The organism is Micromonospora chokoriensis, from assembly GCF_900091505.1.
Taxonomy (GTDB): domain Bacteria; phylum Actinomycetota; class Actinomycetes; order Mycobacteriales; family Micromonosporaceae; genus Micromonospora; species Micromonospora chokoriensis.
In genome coordinates this window covers 6,634,236-6,652,072 of sequence record NZ_LT607409.1, presented here as the reverse complement: position 1 = coordinate 6,652,072, position 17,837 = coordinate 6,634,236, and the positions used below count along the sequence as shown (strand labels likewise).

At 71.4% G+C, this 17,837-nt stretch carries 14 protein-coding genes; 13 read left to right on the top strand and 1 reads right to left on the bottom strand.

What is annotated here, in order from left to right; all coding sequences use genetic code 11:
* Positions 1–37 precede the first annotated feature (37 nt).
* The 11 genes from pcaF (at position 38) to GA0070612_RS30065 (ending at position 15,779) form a co-directional block, all read left to right on the top strand.
* Complete coding sequence (gene pcaF / locus GA0070612_RS30115; RefSeq protein ID WP_088990993.1) at positions 38–1,243, top strand: 3-oxoadipyl-CoA thiolase; 1,206 nt, start codon at positions 38–40, stop codon at positions 1,241–1,243.
* A gap of 101 nt (positions 1,244–1,344) precedes the next feature.
* Complete coding sequence (locus tag GA0070612_RS30110; protein WP_088990992.1) at positions 1,345–2,157, top strand: SAM-dependent methyltransferase; 813 nt, start codon at positions 1,345–1,347, stop codon at positions 2,155–2,157.
* Positions 2,158–2,161: 4 nt separating this feature from the next.
* Complete coding sequence (locus GA0070612_RS30105) at positions 2,162–4,315, top strand: putative bifunctional diguanylate cyclase/phosphodiesterase (protein WP_088990991.1); 2,154 nt, start codon at positions 2,162–2,164, stop codon at positions 4,313–4,315.
* A 108-nt stretch (positions 4,316–4,423) separates the two neighbouring features.
* Positions 4,424–4,924, top strand: coding sequence for a DUF456 domain-containing protein (locus GA0070612_RS30100; protein ID WP_088990990.1), 501 nt, complete (start codon positions 4,424–4,426; stop codon positions 4,922–4,924).
* A 383-nt stretch (positions 4,925–5,307) separates the two neighbouring features.
* Positions 5,308–6,894 (top strand): amino acid permease, encoded by a 1,587-nt coding sequence (locus GA0070612_RS30095; protein WP_088990989.1) that lies wholly within the window; start codon positions 5,308–5,310, stop codon positions 6,892–6,894.
* A 114-nt stretch (positions 6,895–7,008) separates the two neighbouring features.
* Positions 7,009–8,373, top strand: a complete 1,365-nt coding sequence (locus GA0070612_RS30090; protein WP_088990988.1) for a glutamine synthetase family protein — start codon at positions 7,009–7,011, stop codon at positions 8,371–8,373.
* Between the two features lie 107 nt (positions 8,374–8,480).
* Entirely contained in the window at positions 8,481–9,836 is a 1,356-nt protein-coding gene (locus GA0070612_RS30085; RefSeq protein ID WP_088990987.1) for an aldehyde dehydrogenase family protein, read from the top strand.
* Positions 9,836–10,609: a 3-oxoacyl-ACP reductase gene (locus tag GA0070612_RS30080; RefSeq protein WP_088990986.1), complete on the top strand. Its 774-nt coding sequence runs from the start codon at positions 9,836–9,838 to the stop codon at positions 10,607–10,609. Before GA0070612_RS30085 ends, GA0070612_RS30080 begins: the two co-directional genes overlap by 1 nt.
* Positions 10,610–10,632: 23 nt before the next feature.
* Entirely contained in the window at positions 10,633–11,415 is a 783-nt protein-coding gene (locus GA0070612_RS30075) for a gamma-glutamyl-gamma-aminobutyrate hydrolase family protein (RefSeq protein WP_231924395.1), read from the top strand.
* Complete coding sequence (locus GA0070612_RS30070) at positions 11,375–11,926, top strand: pyridoxamine 5'-phosphate oxidase family protein (protein ID WP_088990985.1); 552 nt, start codon at positions 11,375–11,377, stop codon at positions 11,924–11,926. The genes GA0070612_RS30075 and GA0070612_RS30070 overlap by 41 nt, the downstream gene beginning before the upstream one ends.
* A 193-nt stretch (positions 11,927–12,119) precedes the next feature.
* Positions 12,120–15,779 carry a SpoIIE family protein phosphatase gene (locus GA0070612_RS30065; protein WP_088990984.1) on the top strand — a complete coding sequence of 1,220 codons (3,660 nt, stop codon included), beginning with the start codon at positions 12,120–12,122 and terminating at the stop codon, positions 15,777–15,779.
* 21 nt (positions 15,780–15,800) lie between these two features.
* On the opposite strand, the gene GA0070612_RS30060 is transcribed toward GA0070612_RS30065, so the two are convergent.
* A complete protein-coding gene (locus GA0070612_RS30060) occupies positions 15,801–16,115 on the bottom strand; it encodes an STAS domain-containing protein (RefSeq protein ID WP_197699266.1) in 315 nt (104 codons plus the stop codon).
* 95 nt (positions 16,116–16,210) lie between these two features.
* Here GA0070612_RS30060 and map point away from each other — a divergent pair, with 95 nt between their 5' ends.
* The gene (gene map / locus GA0070612_RS30055) at positions 16,211–17,068 is read left to right on the top strand and encodes a type I methionyl aminopeptidase (RefSeq protein ID WP_088990983.1); all 858 of its coding nucleotides are present in this window, start codon (positions 16,211–16,213) and stop codon (positions 17,066–17,068) included.
* Positions 17,069–17,123: 55 nt separating this feature from the next.
* Positions 17,124–17,837, top strand: coding sequence for a VIT1/CCC1 transporter family protein (locus GA0070612_RS30050; RefSeq protein ID WP_088990982.1), 714 nt, complete (start codon positions 17,124–17,126; stop codon positions 17,835–17,837).

Genomic DNA, 17,837 nt, shown 5'->3' with positions numbered 1-17,837 from the left:
CCCACCCCCCGCCGTCTGCACCCCCGAAGGACTCGCGATGACAGTGGCATACCTGGTGGCCGGTGTTCGTACCCCGATCGGCCGGTACGCCGGCGCGCTGGCCGGCGTCCGCCCCGACGACCTGGCCGCGCACGTGATCCGCGAGCTGGTCGCCCGGCACCCCTCGGTGGACTGGGCCCGGGTGGACGACGTCGTGCTCGGCTGCGCCAACCAGGCGGGCGAGGACAACCGCAACGTCGCCCGGATGGCGGCGCTGCTGGCCGGTCTGCCCGAGGAGGTCCCCGGCAGCACCGTCAACCGGCTCTGCGGCTCCGGCCTCGACGCCCTGGCCACCGCCGCCCGATCCATCGTCGCCGGGGACGCCGAGCTGGTGATCGCCGGCGGGGTGGAGAGCATGAGCCGTGCGCCGTTCGTCATGCCGAAGGCGACGTCGGCGTACTCCCGGTCGGCGGAGGTGTACGACACCACGCTGGGCTGGCGGTTGGTGAACCCGCTGATGCGCGACGGGTGGGGCGTCGACTCGATGCCGGAGACGGCGGAGAACGTGGCCGCCGAGTACGGCGTCAGCCGGGCCGAGCAGGACGCCTTCGCGTACCGCTCGCAGCAGCGCGCCGCCAAGGCGCAGGCCGACGGCCGGTTCGCCGAGGAGATCGTGGCGGTGTCCGTGCCCGCCGGCCGTCGGGAGACCCGGCTGGTCGCTGTCGACGAGCACCCCCGCGAGACCTCGCTGGAGAAGCTCGCGGCGCTGCCGACCCCGTTCCGCGACGGCGGCACGGTGACCGCCGGCAACTCGTCGGGCGTCAACGACGGAGCTGTCGCCCTGCTGGTCGCGAGCGAGGCGGCGGTACGGCGGTACGGCCTGACGCCACTGGCCCGGGTCAGCGGGGCGGCGGCGGCCGGCGTACCGCCCCGCATCATGGGCATCGGCCCGGTGCCGGCGACCCGCAAGCTGCTCGACCGGGTCGGCGTCGAGCTGGGCGCGGTGGACGTGGTGGAGCTGAACGAGGCGTTCGCCGCGCAGTCCGTGGCGGTGCTGCGGGAGCTGGGTCTGCCCGTGGACGCCGAACACGTCAACCCGAACGGCGGCGCGATCGCGCTGGGGCACCCGCTCGGTGCCAGCGGCGCGCGGCTGGCGCTGACCGCCGCCCTGGAGTTGCGTCGTCGCGGCGGTCGCAGGGCTCTGGCCACCATGTGCATCGGGGTTGGTCAAGGCATCTCGCTGATGCTGGAGTCAGCCGCCTAGAGTGGTCCACACCACACGACCCGCGGGTCCGCCGGTGGTCGCGCACGTCCGTCGACGCCGGTGGTGTCCCGCGCCGCGGCGACGAACTGGGGAGCGCACTGATGCCCGACGGACTGCCGACCGAGATCGATCTGACCAGGCCGAGTGCGGCCCGGGTGTACGACTACTTCCTTGGCGGGGCGCACAACTTCGAGATCGACAGGCAGTTGGCCGAACAGATCGCGAGCATGACCCCGAACCTCGCCGCCACGATGCGGTCCGGCCGTGAGTTCCTGCGCCGGGCCGTCCGGGTGCTGCTCGACGCCGGCATCGACCAGTTCCTCGACATCGGCTCCGGAATTCCCACCGTCGGCAACGTGCACGAGGTGGCCCAGGGGGTCAACCCCAAGGCCCGGGTGGTGTACGTCGACATCGACCCGGTCGCGGTCGCCCACAGCCGGGAGTTGCTCGCGGGCAACGAGCTGACCGGGGTCATCCACGCCGACCTGCGCGAGCCGGAGCGCATCCTCGCCGAGACCCGGCAGCTCGGGCTGATCGACTTCAGTCGACCGATGGGCATCCTGCTGGCCGGGGTGGTGCACTTCATCCCCGACGGCGACGGGCCCGAGGGGATCCTGGCCGCCCTGCGGGCCGCCGCCGCACCGGGCAGCTTCCTGGTCCTCTCGCACTCCACGTTCGAGGACCAGCCGCAGGAGATGCTGGACGCCCAGCGACTCTCCGCCCGAACGGACACCGAGATCACCCTGCGCTCCCGTGCCCAGGTGACCGGCTTCTTCGGCGACTGGACCGTCCTGGAGCCGGGCGTCGTGCACATGCCGCTCTGGCGGCCCGACTCACCGTCCGACGTGGACGAGCACCCGGAGCGGTTCGGCGCCTTCGGCGGCGTCGCCCGGTACGACCAGCCCGCCGGCTGATCCCATGGCCGCCGTCCCGGATCCCGCCGGGGTCGATGCCGGCCGGGCCGACGCCCAGGGGTACGCCGCCGACTGGGCCCGCGCGGTACGCCGCCTCGGTTTCGTGCCGCTCAGCGCGGCCGAGACCGAGCGGCTGCTGCTGGTGCACACGATCCGGCTGGCGCAGGCGGTACGGGCGGAGCCGTTCACCGCCCGCCCCGCCGAGGAGGTCGGGGCCGCGCTGGTGGAGGCGCACCTGACCGAGCCGCAGGCCCTGGACTGGACGGTGCACGCGCTCGGTGCGGACTTCCCGCACCGGGTGCTGGTGGCCGACCGGCCGGCGGACCTCGCCGACCGGATGGCGGCGTTGCAGGGTGGGCTGGCCGCCGGATTCGCCCGGGCGCTCCGTGACCGCACGTTCAGCCAGCAGGAGCGGATCGCCCGATCGGCCTGGCAGGCCCGTGACGAGGTCGAGCAGGCGCTGCGTGACAGCGAGGCGCGTTTTCGGGCCGTCTTCACCGGAGCCGCGATCGGAATCGGCATCGCCGACGTCGACGGCCGGATCGTCGATGTCAACCAGGCATTCGCCGACATGCTCGGCTACTCGATCGAGGAGCTGTGCGAGACCAACGTGGCGGCGTTGTTCCACGCCGACGACGCCGTCGGCATGTGGGAGCTGTACCAGGAGCTGGTCGAGGGCAAGCATGAGTCCGCCCGGGTGGAGAAGCGTTACCACCGCAAGGACGGCAGCATGGTCTGGACCGACCTGGCCGTCTCACTGATCCGCCACGACGACGGTCGGCCCCGCTACACCGTGGCGATGATCGAGGACATCACCCAGCGGTACGAACTCCAGCAGCGGCTGCGCTTCCAGGCGCTGCACGACCCACTGACCGGGTTGCCCAACCGGACGTTGTTCTTCGAGACGCTCGGTCGGGTCCTCGACGGCGCGGGCACCGGGCGGCGGGTCGGGGTGTGCTTCCTCGACCTGGACGGCTTCAAGGCGATCAACGACAGCCTCGGCCACGACCTCGGTGACCAGTTGCTGGTGATGATCGGCCGGCGGCTGAACGCGTGCGTGGCGGACCACGGCCACCTCGTCGCCCGGATGGGTGGCGACGAGTTCGTGATCCTCGTCGACGGAGGGGACGACATCGACGACGCGGTGGCAGTCGCGGAGGCGGCGCTGGCGGCCGTCGCGGCCCCGGTGCACGTCGGCGACCACCAGTTGGCTGTCTCCGCCAGCGTGGGCATCGTGCAGTGCCCGGCGGAGGAGACCAGCCCGTCGGAGCTGATGAAGGCCGCGGACACCACGCTCTACTGGGCGAAGGCGGCGGGCCGGGGCCAGTGGGCGGTCTACGACCCGGAGCGCAGCGCCCGCGACATCGCCCGGTCGGCGCTGGTCGCCGGGCTGCCCGCCGCGCTGGACCGGGGCGAGTTCGTCCTGCACTACCAGCCGATCGTGTCGCTGCTGGAGGGCAGCATGCTCGCGGTGGAGGCGCTGGTCCGGTGGGAGCACCCGGAGCTGGGCCTGATCGGACCGGACCGGTTCATCGGCCTGGCCGAGGAGACCGGCCTGATCGTCCGGCTCGGGGAGTGGGTGCTCCGGCAGGCCTGTCACGACGCCGAGCGGTGGTGGCGGGAGTTCCCCGACGCCCGGCTGGTGGTCAGCGTCAACCTGGCCGCGCGCCAGGCCGACGACCCGACGATCGTGGAGACCGTGGCCGACGCCCTGCACACCAGCGGACTGCCCGCGGACCTGCTCCAACTGGAACTGACCGAGAGCGCGGTGATGGGCAGCGCCGACGAGCCGTTGCGCAGCCTGTACCGGCTCGCCGCGCTGGGTGTCCGGCTGGCCGTGGACGACTTCGGCACCGGGTACTCCAACCTCGCGTACCTGCGACGGCTACCGATCCACTGTCTGAAGCTCGCTGGGCCGTTCGTCGAGGGCATCCGCGCCGACAGTGCCGCCGACCACCGCGACGAACGGATCGTCGACGCGCTGGTCCGGTTGGCGCACGCGTTGGAGTTGTGGGTGACCGCCGAGGCGGTCGAGACCGGGGAACAGGCGGAACGGTTGCGGGCGCTGCGCTGCGACACCGGGCAGGGCCGGTTCTTCGGCGCCCCGGCCCCAGCCGGTGCGATCACCGCCCGGCTGCGTGGAGACGCGGTGACGTGAGCGAGCGTGGCGAGCGAACCGGTGGTGCGGCGGCGTGGCGCGAAGCAGCGGCACGGCGTGGAGCGGGTGGACGTTGCGGGCTGACCGGCGGCAGGGCAAGGTGACTGCGTGGACCTGACCGACTCGCAGACGGCGGTGACCGTGGTGGCCGGGTTGGCCATCCTGGCCGGGCTGGCCGGCGTGGTGGTGCCCGGCCTGCCGGCGTTGCCGCTGTGCTGGGGTGGCGTGCTGGTCTGGGCGATCTTCGGTGGCGCGGGCACGGCTGGCTGGGCGGTGTTCGCCGCTGCCACGGTGGTCGCCGCGGGTGGCTTCGTGATCAAGTACGCGTGGCCCGGTCGGAACCTGAAACAGGCCGGTGTGCCGACGTCCACGTTGCTCGCCGGCGGGGTGCTCGGCATCATCGGGTTCTTCGTGGTGCCGGTCGTCGGGCTGGTGCTCGGCTTCGTCGGCGGGGTGTGGGCGGCGGAACGACTCCGACTGGGCAGCAATGGCCTCGCCTGGCCGTCCACGGTGCAGGCGCTCAAGGCCGCCGGTCTCTCGATGCTCGTGGAGTTCCTGGCCGGCGTGATCATCGCCGCCCTCTGGGTAGCCGGCCTCCTCCTGACCTAGACCGGACCTAGACCCCCACCCGTCATCGTGGTGATCAAGAGCTTTGCGTCAGGCCGGAGCCGAAATCTGACGCAAACCTCTTGATCACGCCGGGCAGGGGGGAGGGGGAGGGGGAGGGCGCGGGGCACTTTTCGGGTACGGCGGGACGCCGTACGTGAGAGAGAGGTGTGCCCCGCGCCGTTAGGGTCCGGGCGGTCCGAGTGCCCGGGGTCGGCCCGGATCGGGCCTGGTCACGGGGTCAAGGATGCGCGTCGGGGTGGCGGGACGGCAACGCATTTAGCCCGACGGCGGTGACATCCCCACCGGCCGTGTATTGACCGTCTTGATCGGCCGGGATCACACTTTGCCCACTCGCACGCGGAACCACCTCAGGGAGGTGTGCAGTGGCAACGACCCCCGTGCCGACCGCCGAGCAACCGATGGACGACGATGCCCGACGGCTCGCCGAACTCGGCTACAAGCAGGAGCTGCGCCGCACGTGGAGCGGCTTCTCCAACTTCGCCATCTCGTTCTCGATCATCTCCATCCTGGCCGGCTGCTTCACCACCTTCGGCCAGGCGTGGAACAACGGCGGGCCGGTCGCCATCTCCTGGGGCTGGCCACTGATCTCGCTGTTCATCCTCATCATCGGCTTCTGCATGGCGGAGCTGGTGTCGGCGTACCCGACAGCGGGCGGGATCTACTGGTGGGCGGCGACCATGGGCCGCCCGGTGCACGGCTGGTTCACCGGCTGGTTGAACCTGATCGGCCTGGTGGCGGTCACCGCCTCGGTGGACTACGGCTGCGCGACGTTCCTCAACCTCACCCTGTCGGCGCTCTTCGACGGCTGGGCCGGGACGCTGCGCCAGGCGTTCGTCCTCTTCGTGATCATCCTGGTGCTGCACGGTCTGATCAACATCTTCGGGCACCGGATCATCGACGTACTCCAGAACGTCTCGGTCTGGTGGCACGTGGCCGGCGCGGCCGTCGTGGTGGCCATCCTGGTCTTCGTCCCGGACAACCACCAGAGCTTCCAGTTCGTGTTCACCGAGCGCTTCAACAACTCAGGCTTCGGTGACGGAGACGTCGGCGGGTTGACGTTCTGGTTCTACGTGCTGCCGCTGGGCTTCCTGCTGACCCAGTACACGATCACCGGTTTCGACGCCTGCGCGCACGTCTCCGAGGAGACCCGGGGCGCTTCGCAGGCTGCCGCGCGTGGACTCTGGCAGTCGATCTTCTATTCGGCGGTCGGCGGTTGGATCCTGCTGCTGGCGTTCCTCTTCGCGGCCACCGACGTGGACGCGGTCAACGCGGCCGGCGGCTTCTCCGGCGCCATCTTCGAATCCGCCCTGACACCGGTCTTCTTCAAGATCGTCATCATCATCTCGACCATCGGCCAGTTTTTCTGCGGCATGAGTTGCGTGACCTCGATGAGCCGGATGGCCTACGCGTTCAGCCGGGACCGTGCGGTGCCCGGCTGGCGACTCTGGTCGACCGTCGACCGCAACGGCACCCCGGTCAACGCCATCATCGGCGCCACAGTGGCCGGTCTGGTGCTGACCCTGCCGGCGCTCTACGAGAGCTCGGCCGGCATTCCGGTCGCGTTCTACGCGGTGGTCTCCGTCGCGGTGCTCGGGCTCTACCTGTCGTTCCTCATCCCGATCGCCCTGCGGCTGCGGATGGGCGACCGGTTCGTCCCCGGCCCCTGGACGCTGGGGCGCAGGTACAGGCTGCTCGGCTGGATCGCGGTGATCGAGATCGCGGTGATCGCTGTCTACTTCGTGCTGCCGATCGTGCCCGCCGGGGTGCCCGGCAACGACGGGTTCACCTGGTCGGCGGTGAACTACGCGCCGCTCGCCGTCGGCGGGGTGCTGCTGGTGGTCGCTGTCTGGTGGTACGCGTCGGCCCGTACGTGGTTCACCGGTCCGGTGCGTACCGTCGAGGAACCTGCCACCGGGTCGCAGCCGGCGGCGGTCGACGGCCCGGCCTGAGCCGCGCCCGGCGGGACGGGCGTCGCTCCCGTCCCGCCGGGTTTGCCGCCGACCCGCGCGGGGGCATTGACGGTGATCCGGTTTGCCAGTAGACCTTGGTGATGGAGGCCCGCCATGAGTAACGCGCCGCTCACGCTGGAACAACTGCGGGTCGCCGTCGACGAGGGCGAGATCGACACGGTGGTCTTGGCCCTGGTCGACATGCAGGGCCGGTTGCAGGGCAAGCGGTTCCACGCGCCGTTCTTCCTCGACCAGGTGGCCGAGCACGGCAGCGAGGGCTGCAACTACCTGCTCGCCGTGGACGTCGACATGAACACCGTCGACGGGTACGCGATGTCGAGCTGGGAGCGGGGCTACGGCGACTTCGCGATGGTGCCGGACTTCGGCACGTTGCGCCGGGTGCCCTGGCAACCCGGCTCCGCGATGCTGCTGGCCGACCTGACCTGGCTCGACGGCTCGGGCGACGTGGTCGCCTCGCCCCGGCAGGTCCTGCGCCGCCAGCTGGACCGGCTGGCCGAGCACGGGCTGACCGCGTACTCCGGCACCGAACTGGAGTTCGTGCTGTTCCGCGACTCGTACGAGGATGCCTGGCGGCGGGGCTACCGGGACCTCACCCCGGCCAATCAGTACAACGTCGACTACTCACTGCTCGGCACCGCCCGGGTGGAGCCGCTGCTGCGCCGGATCCGCACCGAGATGGCCGCCGCCGGGCTGACGCCGGAGAGCGCCAAGGGTGAGTGCAACCTCGGCCAGCACGAGATCGCGTTCCGCTACGACGAGGCGGTGGCCTGCGCCGACCACCACGTCATCTACAAGAACGGCGCCAAGGAGATCGCCGCCCAGGAGGGCATGGCGATCACCTTCATGGCCAAGCCGAACGAGCGGGAGGGCAACTCCTGCCACATCCACTTCTCGCTGCGGGACAGCAGTGGTCGGTCGGCGATGCTCGGTGACGGGCCCGCCCACCTGTCGACGACCGGGCAGCGGGTGCTCGCCGGACTGTTGGCCACCATGCGGGAGTTCAGCCTGCTCTTCGCCCCGAACATCAACTCCTACAAGCGGTACCAGCCGGGCTCGTTCGCCCCGACGGCGCTGCGGTGGGGGGTGGACAACCGCACGTGCGCGCTGCGGGTGGTCGGCCACGGGCAGGGGATGCGGGTGGAGAACCGGGTGCCCGGGGCGGACGTCAACCCGTACCTGGCGATCGCCGGGCTGGTCGCCGGCGCGCTCCACGGCATCGAGCAGGAGCTGGAGCTGGGTGACGAGTGCACCGGCAACGCGTACGACGACCCGGAGGCCGAGCGGGTGCCCGGCACGCTGCGCGACGCCCTGGCCCTCTGGGAGGCGTCCACGGTGGCCCGGGACGCGTTCGGGGCGGAGGTGGTGGCCCACTACGCCAACCAGGCGCGGGTCGAGCTGGCGGCCTTCGACGCCGCGGTGACGGACTGGGAGCTGCAACGTGGCTTCGAACGCCTGTAACCCACGCCTGACCGGCGTCGATCATGGACTTGTGGTGGTCGGTACGAGGTGGTTCGCGGCTTTCGTGGGGCACCACAACTCCATGATCGACGAGGCGGGGGTGGGGCGTGACCCTGGTTCGTGATCCTGCTTCGGAGGAGATCGTCCGGGAGGTTCCTGGGGCTTCCCTGGACGAGGTGGACGCGGCTGTTGCGCGGGCGGGTGCCGCCTTCGAGACCTGGCGGAAGGTCGGGCCGGGGGATCGGGCCCGGTTGCTGCGGCGGTTCGCCTCCGTCGTCGATACGCATCTGGACGAGTTGGCCGCGCTGGAGGTCCGCAACTCCGGGCACACCATCGGCAACGCCCGGTGGGAGGCCGGCAACGTGCGGGACGTCCTGGACTACTACGCCGGGGCGCCCGAGCGGTTGACCGGACGGCAGATCCCGGTGCCGGGTGGGCTGGACGTCACCTTCCACGAGCCGCTGGGCGTGGTCGGCGTGATCGTGCCGTGGAACTTCCCGATGCCGATCGCCGCCTGGGGATTCGTGCCGGCCCTCGCCGCCGGCAACACAGTGGTGCTCAAACCCGCCGAGCTGACCCCGCTCACCGCGCTGCGGCTGGCCGAGTTGGCCAGCGAGGCCGGCCTGCCCGACGACGTGTTCACCGTCGTACCGGGTGAGGGATCGGTGGTGGGGGAGCGCTTCGTCAGCCACCCGGCGGTCCGCAAGATCTGCTTCACCGGCTCCACCGAGGTCGGCACGCGGATCATGGCCGGCTGCGCCGCCCAGGTGAAGCGGCTCACCCTGGAGTTGGGCGGCAAGAGCGCGAACATCGTGTTCGCGGACGCGGACCTGGAACGCGCGGCGGCGACCGCGCCGGGCGCGGTCTTCGACAACGCCGGCCAGGACTGCTGCGCACGGTCGCGGATCCTCGTCCAACGGCCGGTGTACGACCGGTTCCTGGCGCTCCTCGAACCAGCGGTACGCGCGGTGCGGGTCGAGGACCCGTCCCGGGACACCGCCGAGATGGGCCCGCTGATCTCGGCGGCCCAGCGGGACCGGGTCGCCGGTTACCTGACCGACGCGACTGTCGCGTTCACGGGTTCCTGCCCCGACGGCCCCGGGTTCTGGCACGCGCCCACAGTGCTGTTGGCCGACTCACCCGCCGACCGGCACTGGCGGGAGGAGATCTTCGGGCCGGTGGTCTCGGTGCTGCCGTTCGACGACGAGGCCGACGCGGTCCGGCTCGCCAACGACACCGAGTACGGCCTGTCCGGCTCCATCTGGACCCGGGACGTGGGTCGGGCGCTGCGCCTGGCCCGCGCCGTCGAGGCGGGCAACCTCAGCGTCAACTCGCACTCCTCGGTGCGCTACTGGACCCCGTTCGGTGGGATGAAGCGTTCCGGGCTCGGCCGTGAGCTGGGCCCGGACGCGCTGCACTCCTTCACCGACGTCAAGAACGTGTTCATCGCGACGGAGGAGTGATGCGGGTGCAGGGTCGGTTGCAGGACCGGGTGGCAGTGGTCACCGGCGCGGGCAGCGGTATCGGGTTGGCCACCGTCCGGCGGTTCGCCGCCGAGGGTGCCCGGGTGGTGTGCGTCGACATCGACACGACGGCCGGCGCGAAGGCGGCCGAGGAGTGCGGCGGCGAGTTCGTCCAGACGGACGTGGCCGACGAGTCGGCGGTACGCGACCTGTTCGACGGGGTGGCCGACCGGCACGGCCGGGTGGACATCGCGTTCAACAACGCCGGCATCTCCCCGCCCGACGACGACTCCATCCTGGACACCGGCCTCGACGCGTGGGAGCGGGTGCTGCGGGTCAACACGACGAGCGTCTACCTGTGCTGCAAGTACGCGATCCCGCACATGCGTCGCCAGGGCAAGGGTTCGATCATCAACACCGCCTCCTTCGTGGCGCTGATGGGTGCGGCGACGTCGCAGATCGCGTACACCGCGAGCAAGGGCGGGGTGCTGGCGATGACCCGGGAGCTGGGTGTGCAGTTCGCCCGCGAGGGCATCCGGGTCAACGCGCTCTGCCCCGGCCCGGTGGCCACCCCACTGCTGTTGGAGTTGTTCGCCGCCGACCCGGAGCGGGCCGCCCGCCGCCTCGTGCACGTGCCGATGGGCCGGTTCGGGCAGCCGGAGGAGATCGCCGCCGCGGTGGCGTTCCTGGCCAGCGACGACGCCTCGTTCATGACCGCCGCGCAGTTCGTGGTCGACGGCGGCATCACCGGCGCGTACGTCACACCGCTGTGAACGCCGGCTCGGTGCGGAGGCCGTTGATCGGGATCAGCGCGTACGTCGAGCCGGCCGGCTGGGCGGTGTGGCGGGACGTGCCGGCCGTCCTGGTGCCGCAGGCGTACGCGCGGGCGGTGACGGCTGCCGGCGGCCGGGCCGTGGTCCTGCCGCCGGACGACGTGGACGGTGACGTGGTGGCGGTCCTGGACGGGTTGCTGCTGGCCGGTGGCGCCGACGTCGGTCCGGGGCGGTACGGGCAGCGGCCCGACCCGCGTACCGAGGACCGGCCGGACCGGGACGCCGGCGAGCTGACGGTGTTGGCCGCCGCGCTCGCCGCCGATCTGCCGGTGCTGGGCGTGTGCCGGGGCATGCAGTTGCTCGCCGTCGCCTACGGGGGAACCCTGCACCAGCACCTGCCCGACGTGGTCGGTCATGACGCGCACCGTCCGGCGCCCGGTGTCTACGGCAGCCATCCGGTGCGGTTCGCGCCGGGAAGCCTGTCGGCGACGGTGCTGGCCGGGGTGGAGCGGGTCAACTCCTACCACCACCAGGCGGTCGCCGACCCGGGCCGGCTGGCGGTCACCGGTTGGGCGGACGACGGGGTGGTGGAGGCGGTGGAGGATCCGGCCCTGCCGTTCGTGCTCGGTGTGCAGTGGCATCCGGAGAACGAGCCGGACCCGCGGCCGATCACCGCGCTGGTCCGGGCCGCCGGGCGGCCGGTCGAGGCCGGGTGTGACGCTCGTCGCCCCCGTGCGGTGACGTCCCCGGTGGGAGGATCGACGGATGGGCAAGGTCTATCCGGAGATCGACTCTCGACTGGGTGACTTCATCGCGGCTCAGCCGGTCTTCTTCGTGGCCACCGCGCCGTCCGGCGCGCAGGGGCACGTCAACGTCTCGCCGAAGGGCATGCGGGGCACCTTCGTGGTCCTCGGGCCGCACCGGGTGGCGTACCTCGACTATCACGGCAGCGGCGCGGAGACCATCGCCCACCTGCGGGACAACGGCCGGATCACGCTGATGTTCTGTGCCTTCGACGGTCCGCCGAAGATCGTCCGGTTGCACGGCCGGGGCACCAGCGTCGCGGTGACCGAGGAGACCTTCGCCGACCGGCTCGCCGAGTTCCCGGCCCCTCCGGACATGCACGCCGTCCGGGCGGTGATCACCGTCGAGGTGGAGCGGGTCAGCGACTCCTGCGGCTACGCGGTGCCGCTGATGGACTATCGCACCGAGCGTGACCTGTTGCTCACGTCACACTCCCGTCGTACGGCCGAGGATCTGGTGGTCTACCGGGCCACCAAGAACGCGGCAAGCATCGACGGGCTGCCGGTCTTCTGACTGGTCGGGGCGCTTCGACCACCACCGTTGGACGCTGACACGCACCCGTGCTGTCCGGTGTCCGGCGGATCGATCGAACGTCAACAGCGTCCACCTGTCGTGATGCGTTACGTTGCTGGTCCGCTGGGGTACAAGTCCGAGCACGGTGGGAGAAGATCAACGGCCGCGGGGTACGGCCGGAGCGGGAGGCTGCATGAGCTCGGCCCAGGGGGGAGCGGACGAACGGCATCCTGCCGCGTCCGGCGGTGACACCTCCCCGATGCTGGCAGCGGCGTTCGCGGCGGGTGGTGAGCTGGGCGAGCGGCTGGCGAACTTCGACTGGTCCTCCGGCCCGCTGGGCACGCCCGGTCAGTGGCCTGTCGCGCTGTCCAACGCGGTCGGCATGATGCTCGCCTCCAGCGCGCCGATCGTCATGTTCTGGGGCGACGACCAGCGCGCCTTCTACAACGACGCGTACCGGCCGACCATCGGTGCCAAGCACCCGGACGCCATCGGCCAACCGGCCCGCTCGTTCTGGGCGGAGACCTGGCCGGTGCTCGGCCCGCTGCTCGACGGTGTGCGGACCACAGGTCGCTCCTACCGGGGCGAGGACCACCCCTTCCTGCTGGACCGGCACGGCTTCGTCGAGCAGACCTACTTCAACGTCTCGTACGACCCGATCCGCAGCGCCGACGGTTCGGTCGGTGGCGTCTACTGCATCGTCAGCGAGACCACCGGACGGGTGCTCGGCGAGCGCCGGCTGCGGGCACTGGCCGAACTGGGCGCCGAGCTGAACGACATCGGCACCGCCGCCGAACTCGGCCGAACCGCAGCCGAGGTGCTCGGCCGGCACCGGGCGGACGTGCCGTTCGCCCTGATCTACCTGACCGACGACAGCGGTCAGCTCGCCCTGGCGGGTTGCACGGGTAGCGTCCCACCGCCGGTCGACGCCGTCGCGCAGGTGCTGGCCCGGGTGACCGCCGACGGCACGCCCGCCACGGTCGAGGTGGCCGACCTGGTCGACTCGCCGCCGGCCGACGCCGCCGACCAGGCCCTCGTGCTGCCGCTCACGGCCACCAACGAGACGGTGGGCGCGCTGATCGTCGGCGTGGGCCGTCAGCTGCCGCTCGGCGACGAGTACCGGAACTTCCTCGACCTGGTCGCCGCGCAGATCTCCCGTGCGGTCGGCACGCAGCGGGCGTACGAGCAGGAGCGGGCCCGGGCCGCCGAGTTGGCCGCACTGGACCGGGCGAAGACCAACTTCTTCGCCAACGTCAGCCACGAGTTCCGCACCCCGCTGACCCTGGTGCTCGGCCCACTGGAGGACATGCTGGCCGACCCGGCGCTACCCGCCTCCGGGACCGAGCGGCTCACCACCATGCACCGCAACGCGTTGCGCCTGCTCAAGCTGGTCAACACGGTGCTGGACTTCTCTCGACTGGAGTCCGGTCGGCTCGCCGCCCGCTACCAGCCCACCGATCTCGCCGGCTACACGGCCCGGCTCGCCAGCACCTTCCGGTCGGCCACCGACCGGGCCGGATTGCGACTGGTGGTGGACTGCCCGCCACTGCCGGCCCCGGTCTTCCTCGACCGCGACATGTGGGAGAAGATCGTCCTCAACCTGGTGTCCAACGCTGTCAAGTTCACCTTCGACGGCGAGATCCGGGTGCAGGTCCGGGCGTTGGACGGTGCGGCCCGGCTGGAGGTGACCGACACCGGCATCGGCATCGTGCCGGACGAGATTCCGCACGTCTTCGAGCGGTTCCACCGGGTGCCCGGGGCGCGCGCACGCACCCACGAGGGCACCGGGATCGGCCTGGCCCTGGTCCGGGAGCTGGTCGAGATGCACGGCGGCGAGGTCGGGCTGACCAGTCGGGTCGACGAGGGCAGCACCTTCACGGTGACCATCCCGACCGGTGCGGACCACCTGCCGGCGGACCGGGTCGTCACGTTCGGCCACGTACCCACGGCGGAGCCCGAGCAGGCCCGCCTCTACGTGGCGGAGACCGCGTTGTGGAGCGGCACCGGCCCGGCACCCGATGACGACAGCCGGCCGACCGACGCCGCCCCGGCCGGCCGGATCCTGGTCGTCGACGACAACGCGGACCTGCGCGAGCACGTCACCCGGCTGCTCTCCCCGACCTGGGAGGTGGTCACCGCGAACGACGGACTGGCCGCGCTGCCACTGGCTCGCGACGGTGGGTTCGACCTGGTGCTCAGCGACGTGATGATGCCCCGACTCGACGGGTTCGGTCTGGTGAGCGCGCTGCGCGCGGACCCGCGTACCCGGCATGTTCCGATCGTGTTGCTCTCCGCCCGGGCCGGCGCCGCGGAGGCCGTCGCCGGTCTCTCCGCCGGCGCGGACGACTACCTCACCAAGCCCTTCGCCAGCCAGGAGTTGATCGCCCGGGTCCGGGCCAACGTCGAGCTGGGCCAGCTCCGCGGGCAGATCATCCGTCGGCTCCGGGCGCTGGCCGACGCGGCGGTGGCGGTCAACACCGCCCGGTCCACCTCAGACGTGCTCCAGGTCGCCGCCCGGCACGCGCTCAGCCTCGCCGAGGCCGCCCGAGTGGTGATCACCGCGGCCGGGGCCCGCGCCGAGGCGGACGGTGGTGGCACCACCGCCACGGACCCGTCCTTCGCGACCGAGTTGACCGGCACCGCCGAAGACGTGCTCGGTGAGCTGCGGGTCTGGAGACCCGACGGCGACGACGCGCAGGCCGACGACGCCGCGCTGACCCAGCTGGCCCGGCTGGTCGGGGTGCGGTTGGAGAACGCCCAGCTCTACGAGGCCGAACACCGCATCGCCACCACCCTGCAACACAGCCTGCTGCCGCGAGCGCTGCCGCAGCTGCCCGGTGCGGTGCTGGCCAGCCGTTACCTGCCCGGCACCGCCGACGTCGAGGTCGGCGGTGACTGGTACGACGCCATCGCCCTCGACAACGGCGACCTGGTGCTGGTCATCGGTGACGTGGTGGGCAAGGGTGTCCAGGCCGCCGCCGCGATGGGGCAACTGCGCAACGCGCTGCGGGCGTACCTGTTGGAGGGCTACGGGCCGGGCGAGGCGCTGACCCGGCTCAACCGGCTGGTCGGGTCCACCGAGCGACGTTCCTTCGCGACGGTGGTCTGTCTGGTGTTCGACCCGCGTACCAGCCGCCTGCGGTACGCCAGTGCCGGTCACCCGTCCCCACTGCTGATCAGAGGAGGCGACGTGGCGTTCCTGCACGTCCGCGCGCTCGGCCCGCCGGTCGGCGCCATCCCCGACGCCACGTACGAGGCGGTCGAGGGCGAGTTGACGCCGGGCAGTCGGCTGTTGCTCTACACCGACGGGCTGATCGAGGACCGTCAGCTCGACATCGACGGCGCGCTGGCCCACCTGTGCCTGGACGCCGCCACCCCCAGCGAGCACGTGGCCGACCTGATCGACGCGGTGGTCGAACGAGTCGACGGGCGGCCCCGCCGTGACGACGTGGCCGTCCTCGCCCTGGAGGCGGCGGAGCTGAACCGCTTCGCGTTGCGGCTACCGGCGGACCCGACCCGGCTGAGCGTGCTGCGTAAGCGTCTGGAGGACTTCCTCGTCGCGCACGAGGTCGGTGAGACCGACGTGTTCGACCTGACCGTGGCGGTCTCCGAGGCCGCCGCGAACGCCATCGAACATCCCGTCCACCCGGCCGAGGCCACGATCAGCGTGGAGGTGGCCATCGAGAACCGGACGGTGACGGCCACCGTGCGTGACAGTGGGCAGTGGCGTGAGTCGACCGGCTCCGGGTTCCGGGGGCGTGGTCTGGCCCTGATCAAGGCGTTGGGTGACCTGTCGGTGCGGCGTACCGACGAGGGCACCGAGGTGACGCTGCGCCGGCAGCTGAGGGACTGACCACCCGCCCGGCGCGGCCGTTCAGGTCGGGCTGAGCCAGCTCTGCCCGCCCAGGCCGGAGATGTCCAGCACCCGACGGACCTGCCGGGACGGCAGGACGGTGAGCGTGCCCGGGAACTGCTGGGCGAGCCGGACCAGGGCGTGGATGGCGGCCGAGTCGAAGAAGGTGACAGCGCGCAGGTCGAGGATGATCCGCCCGGCGGGCTCGCGCAGCGCGGTCTGGAGCATCGTGTCCGCGGTCGCCATGTCGACCTCGCCGGCCACCACCACGCGAAGGCGGTCACCGTCGATCTCCGCGCTGGCGGAGAAGACGGGCGGTGCTCCCCCTTGATCCACGCAGACACGATGGCACAGCGACAGTTGCAGGGCAACAACCACCTCACGGCAGCCGTGGCGCGGGTCACCAGCGCTCCCGGCGATAGGCTTGCGGCATGACCGTCCGCCCTCCGCTGACACCCGGCACGCTCTCCCCGCTGCGACCGGTGCCGTCCCAGATCGCCCGACCGGAGTACGTGGGCAAGAAGCGTCCGCAGGAGTGGCGTGGTTCGCACGTGCAGACGGCGGAGACCATCGAGAAGATGCGGGTCGCCAGCCGACTCGCCGCCCAGGCGACCCAACTCGCCGGCGAGCACTGCAAGCCCGGCGTGACCACCGACGAGATCGACAAGGTGGTGCACGAGTTCCTCTGCGACCACGGCGCCTACCCGTCGACGCTGGGCTACAAGGGCTTCCCGAAGTCCTGCTGCACCAGCATCAACGAGGTCATCTGCCATGGCATCCCGGACTCCACAGTCATCCAGGACGGCGACATCATCAACGTCGACGTCACCGCGTACATCGGTGGGGTGCACGGTGACACCGACGCCACCTTCTGCGTCGGTGAGGTCAGCGAGGAAGCCCGCCTGCTGGTCGAGCGCACCCACGAGGCGATGATGCGCGGCATCCGCGCGGTCGCCCCGGGCCGGCAGATCAACGTGGTGGGCCGGGTCATCGAGTCGTACGCCAAGCGCTTCGGCTACGGGGTGGTCCGCGACTTCACCGGCCACGGCATCGGTGAGGCCTTCCACAGCGGGCTCTACGTGCCGCACTACGACAGCCCGCGTCCCACGGACATCATGGAACCGGGGATGACGTTCACCATCGAGCCGATGATCACTCTCGGCACCTACCAGTACGACATGTGGGACGACGGGTGGACCGTCGTCACCAAGGACCGGAAGTGGACGGCCCAGTTCGAGCACACCATCGTGGTGACCGACGACGGCCACGAGATCCTCACCCTGCCGTGAGCGCGAGGAACGCAGCGGAGCGGAGTCAAGCAGTCGCGAACGAAGGGCAGGCATCGTGAGCGACGCCCCGGCAGCACTGCGCGAGGCGCACCACGCCGACGTCTCCGGCGGGTGGCTGCGCCCGGCCGTCTTCGGCGCGATGGACGGCCTGGTCACCAACATCGCCCTGATCGCCGGCGTCGGCGGCGGCGGGGTGTCGTCGCACAGCATCGTGCTCACCGGCACCGCCGGCCTGGTCGCCGGGGCGATCTCCATGGGTCTCGGTGAGTACACGAGCGTCCGGTCCGCCAACGAGCAGGTCGCCGCCGAGGTGGCCAAGGAACGCCGGGAGTTGGAACGCCACCCCGAGGCGGAGGCCCGTGAACTCGCCGACGCGTGGGTGGCTCGCGGCCTGCCCCGGGACCTCGCCACCCAGGTCGCCGAAGCGGTACGCCGCAACCCGGAGGAAGCCCTGCGGGTGCACGTCCGCGAGGAGTTGGGCATCGACCCCGACGACCAGCCCAGCCCGTGGGCGGCGGCGACCTCGTCGTTCCTGTTCTTCTCGCTGGGCGCCCTGATTCCGCTGCTGACCTACCTGTTCGGCGCCACCGAACTGTGGCTGGCACTCGCCGTCGGCGGGCTCGGGTTGTTCGCCGCCGGTGCGATCGTCGCCCGATTCACCAACCGACAGTGGTGGACCGGCGGCCTCCGGCAACTGCTGCTCGGTGCCGCCGCGGCCGGCGCGACCTATCTCATCGGCACGCTGATCGGGGTGCACGGCGGGCTGTGA

Bases quoted from the DNA above. Each gene is read 5' to 3' on its own strand.
- GA0070612_RS30110 (WP_088990992.1), top strand. From the start codon at position 1,345: ATGCCCGACGGACTGCCGACCGAGATCGATCTGACCAGGCCGAGTGCG.
- pcaF (WP_088990993.1), top strand. From the start codon at position 38: ATGACAGTGGCATACCTGGTGGCCGGTGTTCGTACCCCGATCGGCCGG.
- GA0070612_RS30065 (WP_088990984.1), top strand. From the start codon at position 12,120: ATGAGCTCGGCCCAGGGGGGAGCGGACGAACGGCATCCTGCCGCGTCC.
- GA0070612_RS30080 (WP_088990986.1), top strand. From the start codon at position 9,836: ATGCGGGTGCAGGGTCGGTTGCAGGACCGGGTGGCAGTGGTCACCGGC.
- map (WP_088990983.1), top strand. From the start codon at position 16,211: ATGACCGTCCGCCCTCCGCTGACACCCGGCACGCTCTCCCCGCTGCGA.
- GA0070612_RS30090 (WP_088990988.1), top strand. From the start codon at position 7,009: ATGAGTAACGCGCCGCTCACGCTGGAACAACTGCGGGTCGCCGTCGAC.
- GA0070612_RS30070 (WP_088990985.1), top strand. From the start codon at position 11,375: ATGGGCAAGGTCTATCCGGAGATCGACTCTCGACTGGGTGACTTCATC.
- GA0070612_RS30105 (WP_088990991.1), top strand. From the start codon at position 2,162: ATGGCCGCCGTCCCGGATCCCGCCGGGGTCGATGCCGGCCGGGCCGAC.